The organism is Streptomyces sp. NPDC046727 (genome assembly GCF_040645635.1).
Lineage (GTDB): Bacteria > Actinomycetota > Actinomycetes > Streptomycetales > Streptomycetaceae > Streptomyces.
This window is the reverse complement of sequence record NZ_JBEYYR010000008.1, coordinates 113,858-130,366: the sequence shown is the minus strand read 5'-3', so window position 1 is coordinate 130,366 and position 16,509 is coordinate 113,858. Positions and strand designations below refer to the sequence as shown.

Annotated in this window: 13 protein-coding genes and 1 pseudogene; 7 read left to right on the top strand and 7 right to left on the bottom strand. The window is 72.2% G+C overall.

The window, feature by feature from the left end; all coding sequences use genetic code 11:
- The first annotated feature begins 128 nt into the window (after positions 1–128).
- Positions 129–1,691, top strand: coding sequence for an NAD(P)/FAD-dependent oxidoreductase (locus tag ABZ937_RS12590; RefSeq protein ID WP_361689786.1), 1,563 nt, complete (start codon positions 129–131; stop codon positions 1,689–1,691).
- A 35-nt stretch (positions 1,692–1,726) separates the two neighbouring features.
- Here the strand turns inward: ABZ937_RS12590 and ABZ937_RS12585 are convergent, their stop codons facing one another.
- The gene (locus ABZ937_RS12585) at positions 1,727–3,511 is read right to left on the bottom strand and encodes a serine hydrolase (protein ID WP_361689783.1); all 1,785 of its coding nucleotides are present in this window, start codon (positions 3,509–3,511) and stop codon (positions 1,727–1,729) included.
- A gap of 161 nt (positions 3,512–3,672) precedes the next feature.
- Between ABZ937_RS12585 and ABZ937_RS12580 the strand changes: the two genes are divergently transcribed.
- Both ABZ937_RS12580 and ABZ937_RS12575 read left to right on the top strand, forming a co-directional pair.
- Positions 3,673–4,797, top strand: a complete 1,125-nt coding sequence (locus tag ABZ937_RS12580; protein ID WP_361689780.1) for a nitronate monooxygenase family protein — start codon at positions 3,673–3,675, stop codon at positions 4,795–4,797.
- Complete coding sequence (locus ABZ937_RS12575; protein WP_361689777.1) at positions 4,794–6,344, top strand: acyl-CoA synthetase; 1,551 nt, start codon at positions 4,794–4,796, stop codon at positions 6,342–6,344. The genes ABZ937_RS12580 and ABZ937_RS12575 overlap by 4 nt, the downstream gene beginning before the upstream one ends.
- A 377-nt stretch (positions 6,345–6,721) precedes the next feature.
- Here ABZ937_RS12575 and ABZ937_RS12570 read toward each other — a convergent pair.
- Positions 6,722–6,875, bottom strand: a pseudogene (locus ABZ937_RS12570) (IS5/IS1182 family transposase); the annotation flags it as partial.
- 682 nt (positions 6,876–7,557) lie between these two features.
- On the opposite strand from ABZ937_RS12570, the gene ABZ937_RS12565 reads away from it, so the two are divergent.
- Together ABZ937_RS12565 and ABZ937_RS12560 are read left to right on the top strand one after the other, a co-directional pair.
- Entirely contained in the window at positions 7,558–8,310 is a 753-nt protein-coding gene (locus tag ABZ937_RS12565) for a class I SAM-dependent methyltransferase (protein ID WP_361689774.1), read from the top strand.
- A gap of 453 nt (positions 8,311–8,763) precedes the next feature.
- Positions 8,764–10,260 carry an acyl-CoA synthetase gene (locus ABZ937_RS12560; RefSeq protein WP_361689771.1) on the top strand — a complete coding sequence of 499 codons (1,497 nt, stop codon included), beginning with the start codon at positions 8,764–8,766 and terminating at the stop codon, positions 10,258–10,260.
- Here ABZ937_RS12560 and ABZ937_RS12555 read toward each other — a convergent pair.
- The 3 genes from ABZ937_RS12555 to ABZ937_RS12545 form a co-directional block, all read right to left on the bottom strand.
- Positions 10,250–11,131 (bottom strand): TIGR03620 family F420-dependent LLM class oxidoreductase, encoded by an 882-nt coding sequence (locus ABZ937_RS12555; RefSeq protein ID WP_361689768.1) that lies wholly within the window; start codon positions 11,129–11,131, stop codon positions 10,250–10,252. The genes ABZ937_RS12560 and ABZ937_RS12555 overlap by 11 nt on opposite strands.
- A gap of 162 nt (positions 11,132–11,293) precedes the next feature.
- The gene (locus ABZ937_RS12550; RefSeq protein ID WP_361689765.1) at positions 11,294–11,620 is read right to left on the bottom strand and encodes a metalloregulator ArsR/SmtB family transcription factor; all 327 of its coding nucleotides are present in this window, start codon (positions 11,618–11,620) and stop codon (positions 11,294–11,296) included.
- A gap of 55 nt (positions 11,621–11,675) precedes the next feature.
- Complete coding sequence (locus tag ABZ937_RS12545; RefSeq protein ID WP_361689762.1) at positions 11,676–12,239, bottom strand: ABATE domain-containing protein; 564 nt, start codon at positions 12,237–12,239, stop codon at positions 11,676–11,678.
- A gap of 78 nt (positions 12,240–12,317) precedes the next feature.
- Here ABZ937_RS12545 and ABZ937_RS12540 point away from each other — a divergent pair, with 78 nt between their 5' ends.
- Entirely contained in the window at positions 12,318–13,562 is a 1,245-nt protein-coding gene (locus ABZ937_RS12540) for an MFS transporter (RefSeq protein WP_361689759.1), read from the top strand.
- A 93-nt stretch (positions 13,563–13,655) separates the two neighbouring features.
- Here the strand turns inward: ABZ937_RS12540 and paaK are convergent, their stop codons facing one another.
- The gene (gene paaK / locus ABZ937_RS12535; RefSeq protein WP_361689756.1) at positions 13,656–14,960 is read right to left on the bottom strand and encodes a phenylacetate--CoA ligase PaaK; all 1,305 of its coding nucleotides are present in this window, start codon (positions 14,958–14,960) and stop codon (positions 13,656–13,658) included.
- Positions 14,961–15,151: 191 nt separating this feature from the next.
- Between paaK and ABZ937_RS12530 the strand changes: the two genes are divergently transcribed.
- Positions 15,152–15,988, top strand: a complete 837-nt coding sequence (locus tag ABZ937_RS12530; RefSeq protein WP_361689753.1) for an alpha/beta hydrolase — start codon at positions 15,152–15,154, stop codon at positions 15,986–15,988.
- A 6-nt stretch (positions 15,989–15,994) separates the two neighbouring features.
- Here the strand turns inward: ABZ937_RS12530 and ABZ937_RS12525 are convergent, their stop codons facing one another.
- Positions 15,995–16,366 (bottom strand): hypothetical protein, encoded by a 372-nt coding sequence (locus tag ABZ937_RS12525; RefSeq protein WP_361689750.1) that lies wholly within the window; start codon positions 16,364–16,366, stop codon positions 15,995–15,997.
- Positions 16,367–16,509 lie beyond the last annotated feature (143 nt).

The following is a 16,509-nucleotide window of genomic DNA, read 5'->3' as shown; positions in this document are numbered from 1 at the left end:
CAGGTCTGCGCAGGTGAGCGTCGACGCCCCGGCCGCAGGACTTGACGGCGGCTGGTCCGATTGGAGGGCGCACATCACCACAGAAACGTTTGGCTTCCCAGGCCGATCACCACGTGCTACGAAGAACCATGTCCGCGAACGAGGAAACCCGCGCGTACGACGCCGTCATCGTCGGCGGCGGCCACAACGGCCTGGTCGCCGCCGCCTACCTGGCCCGCGCCGGCCGCTCCGTACTGGTGCTGGAACGCCTGGACCACACCGGCGGCGCGGCCGTCTCCACCCGCCCCTTCCCCGGGGTCGACGCCCGCCTGTCGCGGTACTCCTACCTGGTCAGCCTGCTGCCGCGGAAGATCGTGAGCGACCTCGGTCTTGACTTCCGGGTCCGCGCCCGCACCATCTCGTCGTACACCCCGGCGGTACGGGCGGGGCGGCCCACCGGACTCCTGGTCGGCGGCGGCGAGCAGCGCACCCGGGAGGCGTTCGCCCGGCTGACCGGCGGCGACCGCGAGTACACCGCCTGGCAGCGCTTCTACGGCATGACGGCCCGCGTCGCCGAGCGCGTCTTCCCGACCCTCACCGAACCCCTGCCCACCCGCGACGAACTGCGCCGCCGCATCGACGACGAGACCGCCTGGCGGGCCCTGTTCGAGGAGCCGATCGGTGTCGCCGTCGAGGAGAACTTCACCGACGACCTGGTCCGGGGCGTCGTCCTCACCGACGCGCTCATCGGCACCTTCGCCGACGCCCACGACCCCTCCCTGACCCAGAACCGCTGCTTCCTCTACCACGTCATCGGCGGCGGGACCGGCGCCTGGGACGTGCCCGTCGGCGGCATGGGCGCGCTGACCGACGCGCTCGCCGCGGCGGCCCGCTCGGCGGGCGCGGTCATCGCGACCGGCCACGAGGCGGTCCGGATCGACACCGACGGACACACCGCCGAGGTCGCCTACCGCACCCGGGACGGCGAGGGCGTCGCCGCCGCCCGGCACGTCCTGGTCAACGCCTCCCCGCAGGAACTGGCGACCCTCACCGGCGGCCCGGCGCCCGAACCCGCCGAGGGCGCCCAGCTCAAGGTCAACATGCTGCTCACCCGGCTGCCCAGGCTCCGCGATCCCGCCGTGGACCCCCGCGAGGCCTTCGCCGGCACCTTCCACATCGCCGAGGGCTACGGCCAACTGGCCACCGCCCACGCCCAGGCCGCCGCGGGCGAACTCCCGGCCACACCGCCCTCGGAGATCTACTGCCACTCCCTGACCGACCCCACCATCCTCGGCCCCGACCTCGCCGAGCGCGGCTTCCAGACGCTCACCCTCTTCGGCCTGCACACCCCGGCCCGGCTCTTCGACCGGGACAACGACGCCGTGCGCGAGGAACTCCTGAAGTCCACCCTCGCCCAGCTCGACGCCCACCTTGCCGAACCCCTCGCGGACTGCCTGGCCACCGACGCCGACGGCCGCCCCTGCATCGAGGCCAGGACCCCGCTCGACCTCGAACGCGACCTGCGGCTGCCCGGCGGGAACATCTTCCACCGGGCGCTGTCCTGGCCGTACGCCCAGGAGGACTCCGGCCGCTGGGGCGTGGCGACGCGGCACGCCAACGTCCTGCTGTGCGGGGCGGGCGCGGTGCGCGGGGGCGGGGTGAGCGGGGTGCCGGGGCACAACGCGGCGATGGCGGTGCTGGAGCGGCCCTGACCACCGCGTGACCGACGCGCCGCTCGGCGTCCGCCTCAGTCGGCCGCGTCCTGCCAGCCCACCGCCGTGATCCGGGCCGCGTCCGCCGGGCGGGCCCCGTCGAACAGCACCGCCCCGCCCGCCTCGACGCAGAGCGCGTCGACGTACGCGCCCCGGCCGACGTACAGCCGGTCGGTGGAGTACCGCCAGCGCAGGGTCAGCCGAGGGTCGGCCGGGAGGTCCGCGGTCACCCGGTGCCAGACGCGGCCCGACCAGCCGGTGACCGTGCCCGCCGGGTGCTCCTCGGGGTTCTCGCCGTGGCGCACGGTGGTGAAGGGGACGGGCTGCCAGGTGGTCCCGCCGTCCGTCGTGGACTCCAGGGCCACCGCGTCGGAGCGGGGTTCGGTGTCCCACCACAGGGCACAGCGCAGGCGGGCCGTGCCGGGGGAGGTGTCCAGCGCGGGCAGGGCGAGCGTCGCGGCCGTGGCGTTCGCCATGCCCGAGAACCAGGCCGTACGGCCCCGCGCGGGGCGGACGGGTACCGCGCGGGCGAGGTGGTTGCCGGCCGCGACCCGGGGCGCGGAACCGGATCGCCAGGTGCGCACCGGGTGCACGGAGTTGCCGAGGACGACCAGAAAGGAGTCGGTCGTGGGATCCAGCACCAGGGAGGTGCCCGTGAAGCCGGTGTGGCCGGCCGTGCGCGGGGTGGCCATCGCCCCCATGTACCAGTGCTGGTACAGCTCGAAGCCGAGGCCGTGCTCGTCGCCGGGGAAGGCCGTGTTGAAGTCGGTGAACATCAGGTCCACCGACTCGGGCCGCAGGATCCGGGTCCTGCCGTAGGAGCCGCCGTCGAGCAGAGCCCGGGCGAGGACCGCGAGGTCCCACGCGCACGAGAACACCCCCGCGTGGCCCGCGACCCCGCCCAGGCTGTACGCGTTCTCGTCGTGCACCTCGCCCCACACGAGCCCGCGGTCCAGCCCGGACCAGGGCCTGCGCGCGTCCTCGGTGGCCGCGATCCGCGCCCGCCAGGAGGCGGGCGGGTTGTAGCGGGTGCTGTCCAGGCCGAGCGGGCCGGTGATCTCGTCGCGCAGCAGCGTGTCCAGGGGCCGGCCGGTGATCTCCTCCAGGACGAGGTGCAGGGAGATCAGGTTCAGGTCCGAGTACAGGTACGCGGTGCCGGGCGGGTGCAGCGGGGCCTCGTTCCAGATCAGCTCCAGCTTCTGCTCGTACGTCGGCGCGTCGTACAGCGGGATCCAGGAGCGGAAACCCGAGGTGTGGGTGAGCAGGTGGCGGACCGTCACCTCCCGCTTGCCCGCGCGTCCGAAGTCCGGGAGGTACGAGGCGACCTTCCCCTCCAGGTCCAGCGCGCCCCGCTCGATCTGCTGCACGGCGAGGAGGGACGTGAACAGCTTGGAGACGGAGGCCAGGTCGAACACGGTGTCCCGGGTCATCGGGAGCTGCCGGTCGGGCGGGAACTCGACGCCGGTGTCGGTCTTCTCGTCGTACGCGGCGTAGCGCACCGCCATGCCGATCGGCTCGTGCAGCGCCACGGTGCTGCCGCGCCCGGCGAGCAGGACGGCGCCCGCGTACCACGGGTGGCGGGGGGAGGGGCCGAGGAACGCCTCGGCGTCGGTGACGAGTTGCCGCAGGTGCTCGGGGAGCAGCCCGGCGCGTTCGGGGGAGCCGTGGCGCAGGGGGGTGCGGCGTCCGGACGCGGGCGCGGCGGCGGGGGACACCGGGAGGCTGCCGAGGGCCAGTGCGCCGCCCGTGGCCAGGGAGCCCGCCATGAGCCGACGGCGCGTCAGTCCGCTCCCCTGTCTGCTCGCAAGGTCGTCCGTCATCGCGGCCTCCCGCCTGAAAGTATCTTTCGGGGCTTGCCCTGCCGGTGAAACGCTCCTGTCAGGTGCTGGGCGTGTCAACGGGGCGTGTACCCTCGGCAAGAATCTGACGGAGCATCAGAAAAGGCCTTCCGTCGTCCGCCCGGCTGCGGCATCCTGCGCCCATGCAGACGGAGCTGAGCAGGAAACTGGGAGTCGAGCACGCCGTCTTCGGCTTCACGCCGTTCCCCGCCGTCGCCGCGGCCATCAGCCGGGCCGGCGGCTTCGGCGTGCTCGGCGCGGTCCGCTACACCGCCCCCGACGACCTCAAACGCGACCTCGACTGGCTCGACGCACACGCCGGCGGCCGGCCCTACGGCCTGGACGTGGTCATGCCCGCGAAGAAGGTGGAGGCCCCGAAAAATCAAACACTGAGCGAGGCGGATGTCGAGGCGATGATCCCCGAGGGGCACCGGCAGTTCGTGCGGGACACCCTCGCCAGGCACGGGGTGCCGGAGCTGGCCGAGGGCGAGGCCTCCGGGTGGCGTATCACCGGCTGGATGGAGCAGGTCGCCCGCACCCAGCTCGACGTCGCCTTCGACTACCCGATCAGGCTGCTGGCCAACGCCCTCGGCTCGCCCCCCGCCGACGTCGTCGCGCGCGCCCACGACCAGGAGGTCCTGGTCGCCGCGCTCGCCGGCAGCGCCCGGCACGCCCGCAAGCACCAGGAGGCGGGCATCGACATCGTGGTGGCCCAGGGCTACGAGGCCGGCGGCCACACCGGGGAGATCGCCACCATGGTGCTCACCCCCGAAGTCGTGGAGGCCGTCGCCCCGCTGCCCGTCCTGGCCGCGGGAGGCATCGGCAGCGGCCCGCAGGTGGCTGCCGCGCTCAGCCTCGGCGCCCAAGGCGTGTGGCTGGGCTCCATATGGCTGACCACCACAGAGGCGGACCTCCACTCGCCCGCCCTGACCCGCAAGCTGCTCGCCGCCGGCTCCGGCGACACCGTCCGCTCCCGCGCCCTGACCGGCAAACCCGCACGCCAGCTCCGTACCGAGTGGACCGATGCCTGGGACGACCCGGCGGGTCCCGGCACCCTGCCCATGCCCCTGCAGGGCCTGCTGGTCGCCGAGGCGGTCTCCCGGATCCAGAAGTACGAGGTCGAGCCGCTGCTCGGTACCCCCGTCGGCCAGATCGTGGGCCGCATGACCGGCGAACGCAGCGTCCAGGCCGTCTTCGACGACCTCACCCGCGGCTTCGAACAGGCCGTGGACCGCATCAACCGCATCGCCGGAAGGAGCGGCCGGTGAGCACACCCCCCGCCGGGTTCTGGGCCCAGGCCACCCAGGCCCCCGACCGTACGGTCCTGATCGCGCCGGACGGCGAGGAGTGGACCGCCGGACGGCTGCACGCCGCCGCCAACCGCCTCGTCCACGGCCTGCGCGCCGCCGGCCTGAGGCGCGGGGACGCCTTCGCGGTCGTCCTGCCCAACGGCGCCGAGTTCTTCACCGCGTACCTGGCCGCCAGCCAGGCCGGCCTCTACCTCGTCCCCGTCAACCACCACTTCGTGGGCCCGGAGATCGCCTGGATCGTCGCCGACTCCGGCGCCAAGGTGCTCATCGCCCACGAGCGGTTCGCCGGCCCGGCCCGTCACGCGGCCGACGAGGCCGGACTCCCGGCGAGCCACCGGTACGCCGTCGGCACGGTCGAGGGCTTCCGGCCGTACGCCGAACTCCTCGAGGGACAGCCCGGCTCGGCGCCGGAGGACCGCGAGCTGGGCTGGGTCATGAACTACACCTCGGGCACGACCGGCCGCCCGCGCGGCATCCGCCGCCCGCTGCCCGGCAAGCGCCCCGAGGAGTCCTACCTCGGCGGCTTCCTCGGCATCTTCGGCATCACACCGCACGACGGCAACGTGCATCTCGTCTGCTCGCCGCTGTACCACACCGCCGTACTCCAGTTCGCCAGCGCCTCCCTGCACATCGGCCACCGCCTGGTGCTGATGGACAAGTGGACGCCCGAGGAGATGCTCCGTGTCATCGACGTACACAGGTGCACGCACACCCATATGGTCCCGACCCAGTTCCACCGGCTGCTGGCCCTCCCGGACGAGGTCAGGGCCCGCTACGACGTCTCGTCCATGCGGCACGCCATCCACGGGGCCGCGCCCTGCCCCGACCATGTGAAGCGGGCGATGATCGACTGGTGGGGCGGGTGTGTGGAGGAGTACTACGCCGCCAGCGAGGGCGGCGGGGCCTTCGCCACCGCCGAGGACTGGCTGAAGAAGCCCGGCACCGTCGGCAAGGCCTGGCCCATCAGCGAACTCGCGATCTTCGACGAGGACGGGAAGCGGCTGCCGCCCGGCGAACTCGGCACCGTCTACCTGAAGATGAACACCGGCGGCTTCTCGTACCACAAGGACGAGGCCAAGACGAGGAAGAACCGCATCGGCGACTTCTTCACCGTCGGCGACCTCGGCTACCTCGACGAGGACGGCTACCTCTTCCTCCGCGACCGCAAGATCGACATGATCATCTCCGGCGGGGTGAACATCTACCCGGCCGAGATCGAGTCCGCGCTGCTCGCCCACCCGGCCGTCGCCGACGCCGCGGTCTTCGGCATCCCGCACGACGACTGGGGCGAGGAGGTCAAGGCCGTCGTCGAACCGGCCCTGGGCCAGGAGCCGGGCCCGGAGCTGGCCGCCGCCCTCCTCGGCCACTGCGCCGAGCGACTCGCCGGCTACAAGCGGCCCAGGAGCGTCGACTTCATCGCCGAGATGCCCCGCGACCCCAACGGCAAGCTGTACAAGCGGCGGCTGCGGGACCCGTACTGGGAGGGACGTACACGTCCCGTGTGAGAGCGGTGTGGTCCCGCCCCATGGGGGACGGGACCACAGGATCAGCGTTCGCTCACGTGGACGACCCTGGGCACGGGGGAGGAGTGGCCATCGGGCTGTCCGTCGCCCTGTGGATGGCGGTACCCAGGCCCCCGGCCGCGATCGCCGGGACGGCCGCGCCGCGCCCGGCAGCTGCCGCGGAGCAAGCGGGCCTGCGGGCGCTGTTCGGATCGGAGAACCGCGTGATCCGCACGCGCGAGCTCGTGGTCGCAGTGACGTTCAACGCAGCCTGGAACGACGCCGGCCTGAACCGTGTCCTCGGCGAACTCGCCCGCCGGCACGCGCCCGCCGCGTTCTTCCTGACCGGCGACTTCGCTCACCGATACCCTGAGGCAGCTCTTGTCGTACCGGGTCGCCATGGCGCGGAACCCCTTGAGTGCGTTTACGGTGCGCTCGACTTCGTCGCTACGATCGCGATCGGGGCGGGAGGCTCACAGCTCTTTGATCCAGCGGTTGTACTGGCCGGTGGTGGGGCAGTGGACGGCGCCATAGCGGTGGATCGTCTTCGCGCCGGCCACTGTTCCCATGTTGGTTACGATGCGCGCGAATCCCGCCTCACGCAGTACATCGAACATTCGCTGCATGAGCGTGTCGACCATCAGTCTGCGGGACGCCGGATCGACATGCGGAAGACAGAAGAACCATCCGACTTCGGCCGTATCCTGCCCCGGCGGTCGCTCTGTCGGTATGCAGAACTGACCGCCCAGTATGTCATCCTGCGCGTCCACTGCGACCAGGTGCTTGATGCCGGGACCGAGTCTGCCGTCCAACGAGGAACGCGTGAACTCCAAGGGGTTGTCCACCGAGTAGCCAGGGTCATTGAACTGCGCCCCTGCGAACGATCTCCGGATCGCGGACTCGATGTCGGGCCATCGCGCCTTCATGTAGTGCTCGTCGACGAACAGGATCTCCATGCTTGTCTCCACTCCTGTGGGCGCCTGGGTGCGCAACTGACTCGTCGGAGCGAGCGCGAACCGAGGTCGGTCGCCGTAGTCGTGCGGCGACCGCTCTGCGCGCCTACACACAAATGTTCGTTCCCCGCTTCCCTGCCTGCTCCTTCCGGTGGGCTGATCGGGTGATCGCGGCCATGCTCACGCGCGTCACCGAGCCGGAGTCGCCTTTCATGTTGCGCAGAGTGCGTTTGTCTGGATCTGCGTACCTGGTGAGGAATGCGATGGCATTGACGACCGACTGGCAGGCGTGGCAGGACAGCTGGGACCGCCAGCAGGAGTGGTACATGCCCCGCCGCGAGGAACAGTTCCGGAGCATGCTCGACCTCGTCGAGGCCGTTGCCGGCACGGCACCACGCGTTCTGGACCTCGCCTGCGGTACTGGCAGCATCACCGATCGCGTGCTCCGGCGCTTCCCACGCGCGACAGTGACGGGTGCCGACCTCGACCCGGCTCTGCTCACCATCGCCCGGGGCAGTCACGCGGGTGACGAGCGCGTCACGTTCGTCGCCGCCGACCTGCGGGACCCGTGCTGGACGCATCTGCTGCCGCAGGGGGAGTACGACGCCGTTCTGACCGCCACTGCACTCCACTGGCTGGACACCGAGTCACTGGAGCAGCTCTACGCGCAGGTCGCGGGCCTGCTGCGCGAAGGCGGTGTCTTCATGAACGCTGACTACATGCCCGACGCGAGCACACCACGCCTCAACAGCGCAGAACGAGCACTGCGGCACCGGCGCATGCACCAGGCACGTCGCAACGGCGTCTTGGCCTGGGACGCATGGTGGGACGCCGCCGCCGACGACGAACGGCTTGCCGAGCACGTCGCTCGGCGCAAAGAGATCTTCGGCGACCGAACGGACGGTGAAACGCAGCCCATCGAATGGCACGAGGAGGCGCTGCGCCGGGCAGGCTTCGACGAGGCGCGCTGTGTGTGGCGCTCCGTGATCTACGCGATCGTCCTCGGGCTCAAATAGCGTGGCGGCGAGGCCGAGGGGGTTACGCGGGCGTCCAGGGCTTTGGCCGGGCAAGAGATACCTTCGTCGGGCCGCTGCCAGGTAGGTGTGCTCCTGGTCGTGGTTGATGTGGTCCTCGGTGAGCTCGACGATGCGGGTCAGGGGCAGGGCGTAGAGACGGACGAGACCAGCCCCGCCCCGGACGTCCAAGGGCAACGCGGTGTCGTTCAAGCAGCGCAGCAGCTCGTTTCGGGCCGTGTCCTCGGGTTGGAAGTGGCCGGGACGGGCGGCGGGGCTTCGGCGCAGCCACCGCAGGATGCGGCAGGGGTTTTCCGCGCCGGTCAGGACGACGGCGACGCACGCCGTGCCTCCCAACATCATTGAGGGAAGGCGCGGTTGAGCGTACCAACCGGTATGTGTCCGGGTCCCCCGGGTGCTTGACCTGCCCCCGTGACGGACCGAGGATCATGAGTCATGACGCAGGGACATGGCAGCACGGTTGACGGGGTGCTCCGGCGCAGCGCCCGGCGCACCCCGGCGCGGGTCGCGGTGGAGTACGGCGACCGCACCTGGACGTACGCGGAACTGGACGAGGCCGTCTCCCGCGCGGCGAGCGTCCTGCTCGGCCAGGGCCTCGCCGCCGGCGACCGGGTCGCCTCCTACGGCCACAACTCCGACGCGTATCTGATCGGCTTCCTGGCCTGCGCCCGGGCCGGCCTCGTGCACGTGCCGGTCAACCAGAACCTGACCGGCGACGACCTCGCGTACCTGGTCGGCCAGTCCGGGAGTTCGCTGGTCCTCGCCGATCCCGATCTCGCGGGCCGGCTCGCCGCCGACGTCCGCACCCTGCCGCTGCGCGACGCCGAGGACTCGCTGCTGGCGCGCCTCGCGACGGCGCCCGCGTACGACGGCCCGGAGCCGCGCACCGAGGATCTGGTGCAACTGCTCTACACCTCGGGGACCACCGCCCTGCCCAAGGGCGCGATGATGACGCACCGGGCCCTGGTCCACGAGTACCTGAGCGCGATCACCGCCCTGGACCTCAGCGCCGGCGACCGCCCCGCGCACTCCCTGCCGCTGTACCACTCCGCGCAGATGCACGTCTTCCTGCTGCCCTACCTGGCCGTCGGGGCCACCAACCTGATCCTCGAAGGGCCGGACGGGGACCGGCTCCTCGACCTGATCGAGGCGGGGCGCGTGGACAGCCTGTTCGCCCCGCCGACGGTCTGGATCGGGCTGGCGGGCCGCCCGGACTTCGCGACCCGGGACCTGTCCGGACTGCGCAAGGCCTACTACGGCGCGTCGATCATGCCGGTGCCGGTCCTGGAACGCCTGCGCGAGCGGCTGCCGGAACTCGGCTTCTACAACTGCTTCGGGCAGAGCGAGATCGGCCCGCTGGCCACCGTCCTGGCGCCCGACGAGCACCGGGGCCGGATGGACTCCTGCGGGCGGCCCGTACTGTTCGTGGACGCCCGGGTGGTCGACGAGGACGGCAAGGACGTCCCGGCCGGCACACCCGGCGAGATCGTCTACCGCTCACCGCAGTTGTGCGAGGGCTACTGGGACAAGCCCGAGGAGACCGCCGAGGCGTTCCGTGACGGCTGGTTCCACTCCGGGGACCTCGCCGTGCGGGACGCCGAGGGCTACTTCACCATCGTGGACCGGGTGAAGGACGTCATCAACTCCGGCGGCGTGCTGGTGGCTTCACGCCAGGTCGAGGACGCCCTGTACACCCATGAGGCGGTCGCCGAGGCCGCCGTGATCGGACTGCCCGACGAGCGGTGGATCGAGGCCGTCACGGCGGTGGTCGTCCCGCGCGGCGAGGTGACGGAGGACCAGCTCATCGCGCATGTGAAGGCGAAGCTCGCGCCGTTCAAGGCTCCCAAGCGGGTGCTGTTCGTGGACGAGTTGCCGCGCAACGCCAGCGGCAAGATCCTCAAACGCGAGCTGCGCGACCGCTTCAGCGGCTAGCCGCGCCCTTCGACGGCGCCAGCGCGTCAGCCAGCAACCGCCACCGGTCCAGCGCCGATCGTCCCGGCTCGACCCCGATCACCTGTACGGCCACATGGTCGGCGCCCGCGTCGACGTGGCCATGCAGCTTCCGTACGACGGTGTCCGGGTCGCCCCAGAACACCAGGTCGTCCACGAAGCGGTCGCTGCCGCCGCCGGACAGATCGTCCTCCGTGTAGCCCAGCCGGCGGAACTTGGCGAGGTTGTACGGCGTCTGAAGGTAGCCGTGCAGATGCTCGCGGGCCAGCGAGCGGGCCCGGACCGGGTCGGTCTCGAACAGTACGGCGTGCTCGACGGCCAGGAAGGCGTCCGGGCCGACGATCTCCCGGGCCTGCGCGGTGTGGGCCGTGTTCACGTGGTAGGTGTGGGTTCCGTCGGCGCGGTCGCGGGACAGCTCCAGCATCTTCGGCCCGTACGCGGCGAGCAGCCGCCGGACCGGCGTCCTGGGGCGGGGGTTGGGAGTCTCCAGGGTGTCCAGCTCGTCCAGGTACGCGGCCATCGCGGCCAGCGGCTTGACACCCGGGCGGGGCTCGCCGCCGAAGCCGAGGCCCAGCGTGTGCCGGCCCGGGTAGGCGTCCGCGAGCAGCAGTGAGGCGCCGTGCGCCCAGCGGGCCTCCCGGGACCAGATCCGGGCGATGCCGTTGACGACATGCAGCCGCTGGGTGACCGAGAGCAGGAAGCCGGCGTGCGTGAACGCGTCCCGGCCGAGCGCCTCGGGGATCCACAGTGCCCGCCACCCCAGGTCCTCCAACTGCTGGACGGAGTCCCGGATCTGCGCGGCCGGCTGATGCTCGAAGTCGAAGGTGTAGATCCCGAACGTGCCGAGGTCCATCGGTGTGCTCCCTAGCAGGACGGATTGGTGCGCCGCTTCATCGCGTCGTCAGTTCGCTGTATCCCGATACCAATCGTAATATCGCAGAATCTCGATATGAAGCGCAAGAGGGGGGTGTCGACGGTTCGAAGCGGTGAGGAATGGCTGGACGGGGTGGGGCGGTCAGAGTGTCTGGCCCAGTTCCGCGACCAGGCCGGCGATCCGCTGCTCGTCCCGCTTGTAGTGGGTCCACTTGCCCACGCGGGTCGCCCGGACCAGCCCCGCGCGCTGGAGTTCGGCCATATAGGCCGACACGGTGGACTGGGCCAGCCCGGCCTTCGCCTGTATGTGGCTGACGCACACACCCACCTCGGCCGGGTCGGCGATGGCCGTCTCCGTCGGGAAGTGCCGCTCGGGTTCGCGCAGCCATCGCAGCATCTGCAGCCGCATCGGGTTGGACAGCGCCCGCAGCGCGTTGACCAGGTCCGGATCCGGGGCGGTGTCTGTCATGGCTCCGGAGTATAGGCCGACACCGGTGTTTCGAGTTACGTCGATACGACCCTGGTCAGTCGGTGGCCCGGCGGCGCAGCGCCGCCTTCTTCGCGCGGTTGCCGCATGTGTCCATCGAGCACCAGCGCCGGGTGCCCGGGCGCGAGGTGTCCAGGAAGAGCGCTCCGCACGCGGCTCCGGAGCAGTCGCGCACCCGGTCCAGCGCCGGGGAGGTGACCAGGTCCAGCACGTCCCGGGCGACCAGGGCCAGGGTGGCGCGCACCGGGTCGCCGGCGTGCCAGGCCAGCTGCCCCGAGGCGGTGAGCGCGGGCACGGGCACGGCGTGTGCCGCGGCCTCGTTGACCAGGGCGCGCGCCTCCGCGTCCGGTGTCCGCCCGGCGCGGGCGGCGCCGATCAGCCGGTGGATCGCCTCGCGGAGTTCCTGGGCCGTCCCGACCAGGCCGGATGCCGCGTCGCCGGTCTCGGCGGGGCAGGGGCCGCACTGTCGTACCCAGGCGGCCAGAGCCTCGGCGTCGGGCAGTTCCTCCACGGCCTCGGCCGTGCCCCGGTGGCGCAGGGTCCGGATGAAGTCCAGGCAGGGGCGGCCCGCGCCCTGGCGGAAGCGGATGGTCGTCGGCACCCCCTCACCTTACAGGGGAACCGGTTTAACTGGTACCTTGCGGGAACCGTTCAAACCGGTTCTCCGAGAGGTGTACGTGTGTCCGCGTCCTCCGCGTCTCCCGCACCACCGACCCTGTCCCAGCGGGTGATCCTCGTCCTGGCGCTCGCCTGCGGAGTGAGTGTCTCCACCATCTACTTCCCGCAGGCGATCAGCTCGCTGATCGCGGCCGATCTGCACGTTGCGGAGGGCTCGGCGGCTCTGGTCGTCACCGCGGCCCAGTTCGGCTACGCGGGCGGCATCTTCCTGCTCGTCCCGCTCGGCGACCGGCTGCCGCACCGCCGGCTGCTCGTCACCCTGCTCGCGCTGACCGCGGCGGGCCTCGTCGTCGCCGGCGCCGCACCGACGCTGCCCGTCCTCGTCGCGGCGAGCGCGGCCACCGGCGTCACCACCGTCGTCCCGCAGATCATCATCCCGATGGCCGCCGGACTGGTTCCCGCGGACCGGCGCGGCGCCGTCACCGGCACTCTGCTCAGCGGGCTCATCGGTGGCATCCTGCTGGCCCGGACCTTCAGCGGCACCCTCGGCGAGTGGCTGGGCTGGCGCGCCCCCTACCTCGCCGCCGCGGCGCTCGTGCTCGCCCTCGCGCTGGTGCTCGCCCGTGTGGTGCCGGACACCACACCGTCGTCCACTCACCGGTATCCGGAGCTGATATCCGCCCCGCTGCGCCTCCTGCGCGAAGAACCCGACCTGCGTCGCTCCTGCCTCTACCAGGCCACCGTCTTCGCCGGCTTCAGCGCCGCCTGGACCGCGCTCACCCTGCTGGTGACCGGGCCGACGTACGGCATGGGCGCCCAGACCGTGGGCGTGCTCGGGCTCGTCGGCGCCGCGAGCATGTTCTGCACCCCGCTCGCCGGCCGCGCCGCCGACCGCCGGGGACCGGACGCCGTGACCCTGTGGTGCCTGCTCGGGGTGGTCGGCTCGGCGGCGGTGCTGCTGCCCGGCGGCATGGGCGGCGCGGCCGGGCTGGTCGTGCTGGCCGCCGGCATGCTGCTTCTCGACGTCGCCATGCAGAGCGGCCAAGTCGCCAACCAGGCACGCAACTTCGCGCTCCGGCCGGACGCGCGGGCGCGGATCAACACCGCCTACATGACGTGCGCGTTCCTCGGCGGCAGCGCCGGATCCTGGCTCGGGGTGCGGGCGTACGACCGACTGGGCTGGCCGGGTGTGTCGGGCCTGGTGGCCCTGACCGCCGTGATCGCGCTGACCCGGCACCTGACCAGGGCGCGCACGACGGCGGCACCGGCCGGGGACGCGACGGTGACGCCGAGCCGGGTGCCGTGACGGCCGGGGCGGGGGAGGGCGGGGCGGAGAGCCGGCTCCGCTCCGCGCACCCGTACCCGCCCCCGCCTCGCCGCCTCCCGCCGTCGCGCGCTCCTATCCGGCGGCCCGCGGGCGCAGGTCCACGATGCGGCGGATCTTGCCCACCGACCGCTCGAGCGACTCCGGGTCCACGATCTCCACGTCGACCGACACCCCGATGCCGTCCTTGACGGCCGCGACGATGGCCCGGGCCGCCGCCTCCCGCACCTCCGTCGGCGCGTCCGCGCGGGCCTCGGCGCGGACGGTCAGGGCGTCGAGGCGGCCCTCCCGGGTGAGACGCAGCTGGAAGTGCGGGGCCACACCGGGGGTGCGCAGCACGATCTCCTCGATCTGGGTCGGGAAGAGATTGACCCCGCGCAGGATCACCATGTCGTCGCTGCGCCCGGTGATCTTCTCCATCCGCCGGAACACCCGGGCCGTACCGGGCAGCAGCCGCGTCAGGTCCCGTGTCCGGTACCGGACGATCGGCATGGCCTCCTTGGTCAGCGAGGTGAACACCAGCTCACCCCGCTCGCCCTCCGGCAGCACCTCGCCGGTGATCGGATCCACGATTTCCGGATAGAAGTGGTCCTCCCACACATGGAGGCCGTCCTTGGTCTCCGCGCACTCCTGCGCGACACCGGGACCGATCACCTCGGACAGTCCGTATATGTCGACGGCGTCGATCGCGAACCGCTCCTCGATCTCCCGTCGCATCTGCTCGGTCCAGGGCTCGGCCCCGAAGACACCCACCCGCAGCGAGGTGGTGCGCGGGTCCACGCCCTGCCGCTCGAACTCGTCGAGCAGCGTCAGCATGTAGGAGGGGGTCACCATGATGACCGACGGTCCCAGGTCCTGGATCAGCTGTACCTGCCGGGCGGTCATGCCGCCGGACGCCGGGACGACCGTACAGCCCAGGCGCTCTGCGCCGTAGTGGGCGCCCAGGCCGCCGGTGAACAGTCCATAGCCGTACGCCACATGCACCACGTCACCCGGGCGGGCGCCGGCCGCACGCATCGACCGCGCCACCATGTCGGCCCACATGGAAAGGTCGTTGTCCGTGTAGCCGACGACCGTGGGGCGCCCTGTGGTGCCGCTGGAGGCGTGCAGCCGGCGGATCCGCTCCCGGGGCACGGCGAACATGCCGTACGGATAGTTCGCCCGGAGGTCGGCCTTGGTGGTGAAGGGGAAGCGGGCCAGGTCGGCGAGCGAACGGCAGTCCTCCGGGCGGACGCCGGCCTTGTCGAAGGACTCCCGGTAGAACGGCACGTGCGCGTACGCGTGCCGCAGCGAGGCGCGCAGCCGCTCCAGCTGCAGCGCCCGCAGCTCCTCGGGCCCGAGCCGTTCGCCCGCGTCGAGCAGGTCCGTCACATCCGCCATCGGGACGTCTCCCTTGCCAGCCGTACATTCCGGACGACCGATCATTCGGTCGATGCGTTCAGGGGTCAGTAATTCAGGCCCCTCCACCTCCAGGCAAGAGGTCTGCGGGATTTTCCGGGCGGCGTGCCCCGCCGCCCGGCCCGCGGGCAAAGGCGTTGCGGCCGGGCGGTGCGGCCCAGGAGGATCACCGCATGCCGACCTTCACCGCGGGCGACGGAACCCGGCTCGCCTACCACCTGCGGGGCGCCGGAGAGCCCCTCGCGGTTCTTCCCGGTGGCCCCCTGCGCGCCTCCGCCTACTTCGGCGATCTCGGCGGGCTGACCGCCTACCGCCGGCTGGCCCTGCTCGACCTGCGGGGCACCGGTGACTCGGCGGTGCCGGCGGACCCGGCGACATACCGCTGCGACCGGATGGTCGAGGACGTGGAGGTATGGCGGGCCCACATGGGCCTGGAGCACATGGATCTGCTCGCCCACTCGGCGGGTGCCGCCCTGGCGATGCTCTACGCGGCCCGCCACCCGCACCGGATCCGGCGGCTGCTGCTGATCACTCCCAATCCGTCCGCCCTGGGCCTGCGGGGAACGCCCGGGGACCGGCTGGCCGCGGCCCGGCTGCGCGCGGGCGAGCCGTGGTTTCCGGAGGCGTTCCCCGCCTTCCGGGCCTGGCTCGCGGGCGAGGCGGACTTCGACGACGTGTTCCTGCCGTTCTTCTACGGCCGCTGGGACGACACCGCCCGGGCGCACGCCGACGCCGAGCCGGCGCAGACCAACGAGGAGGCGGGCGAGCGCTACTTCGCGGAGGGCGCCTTCGCCCCGGACACGACCCGGGCCGCCCTCGCCGCGCTGACCGCGCCGGTCCTCGTGTACGCGGGCGGACTCGACGGCTCCCCGCGCCCCGACCTGGCCCACCGCGCCGCGCGGGCCTTCCCGAACGCCGAGGTCGCCGTCCAGCCGGGTGCCGGCCACTACCCGTGGCTGGACGACCCGGAGGCGTTCGTGAGCCGCACGGTGGACTTCCTCGCCCGGTGACGTGGTTCAGCCCGGTGACGGACTTCGGCCCGGCTGGGGGCCGTACGCCCCCAGGAACCGGTCCCGGAACGCGTCCATGGCCCGGACAGGGGCGTCCGAGGTCGGCCGCAGACCCTCGCTCCAGCCCCAGCCGGAGATCCGCGCCGGCACCTTCGGATCGCGGGCCACGAGGTCACGGGCACGTCCTTGCTGGGGCTGTGCCCCGGTGGCCGCCGCTGTGTCCCGCCGGGCACACGGCAGCAGTACGAGCAGCAGGGCGGCGAGCACGATGCCCTCGGCCGGGAGGCGCAGGAACGCGGCGGGGGTGAGGCGGTCGCGCTGGTCCGGCAGCAGCAGCGCGGCCGGGAGGAGGGCGGCGGCGAGGACGGTGCCGCCCACGGTGAGGACCTGTACGACCCGGGTGTCGCGGCGCAGGCGCCCGAGCAGGGAACGCTGCCGCCCGCCGCGATCACAGGTCCGGACGCCGCCCGTGCCCGTTCCCCTTCGCTGTCCGGCGGTCGCGCAGGCGTGCGGTCCGGCAC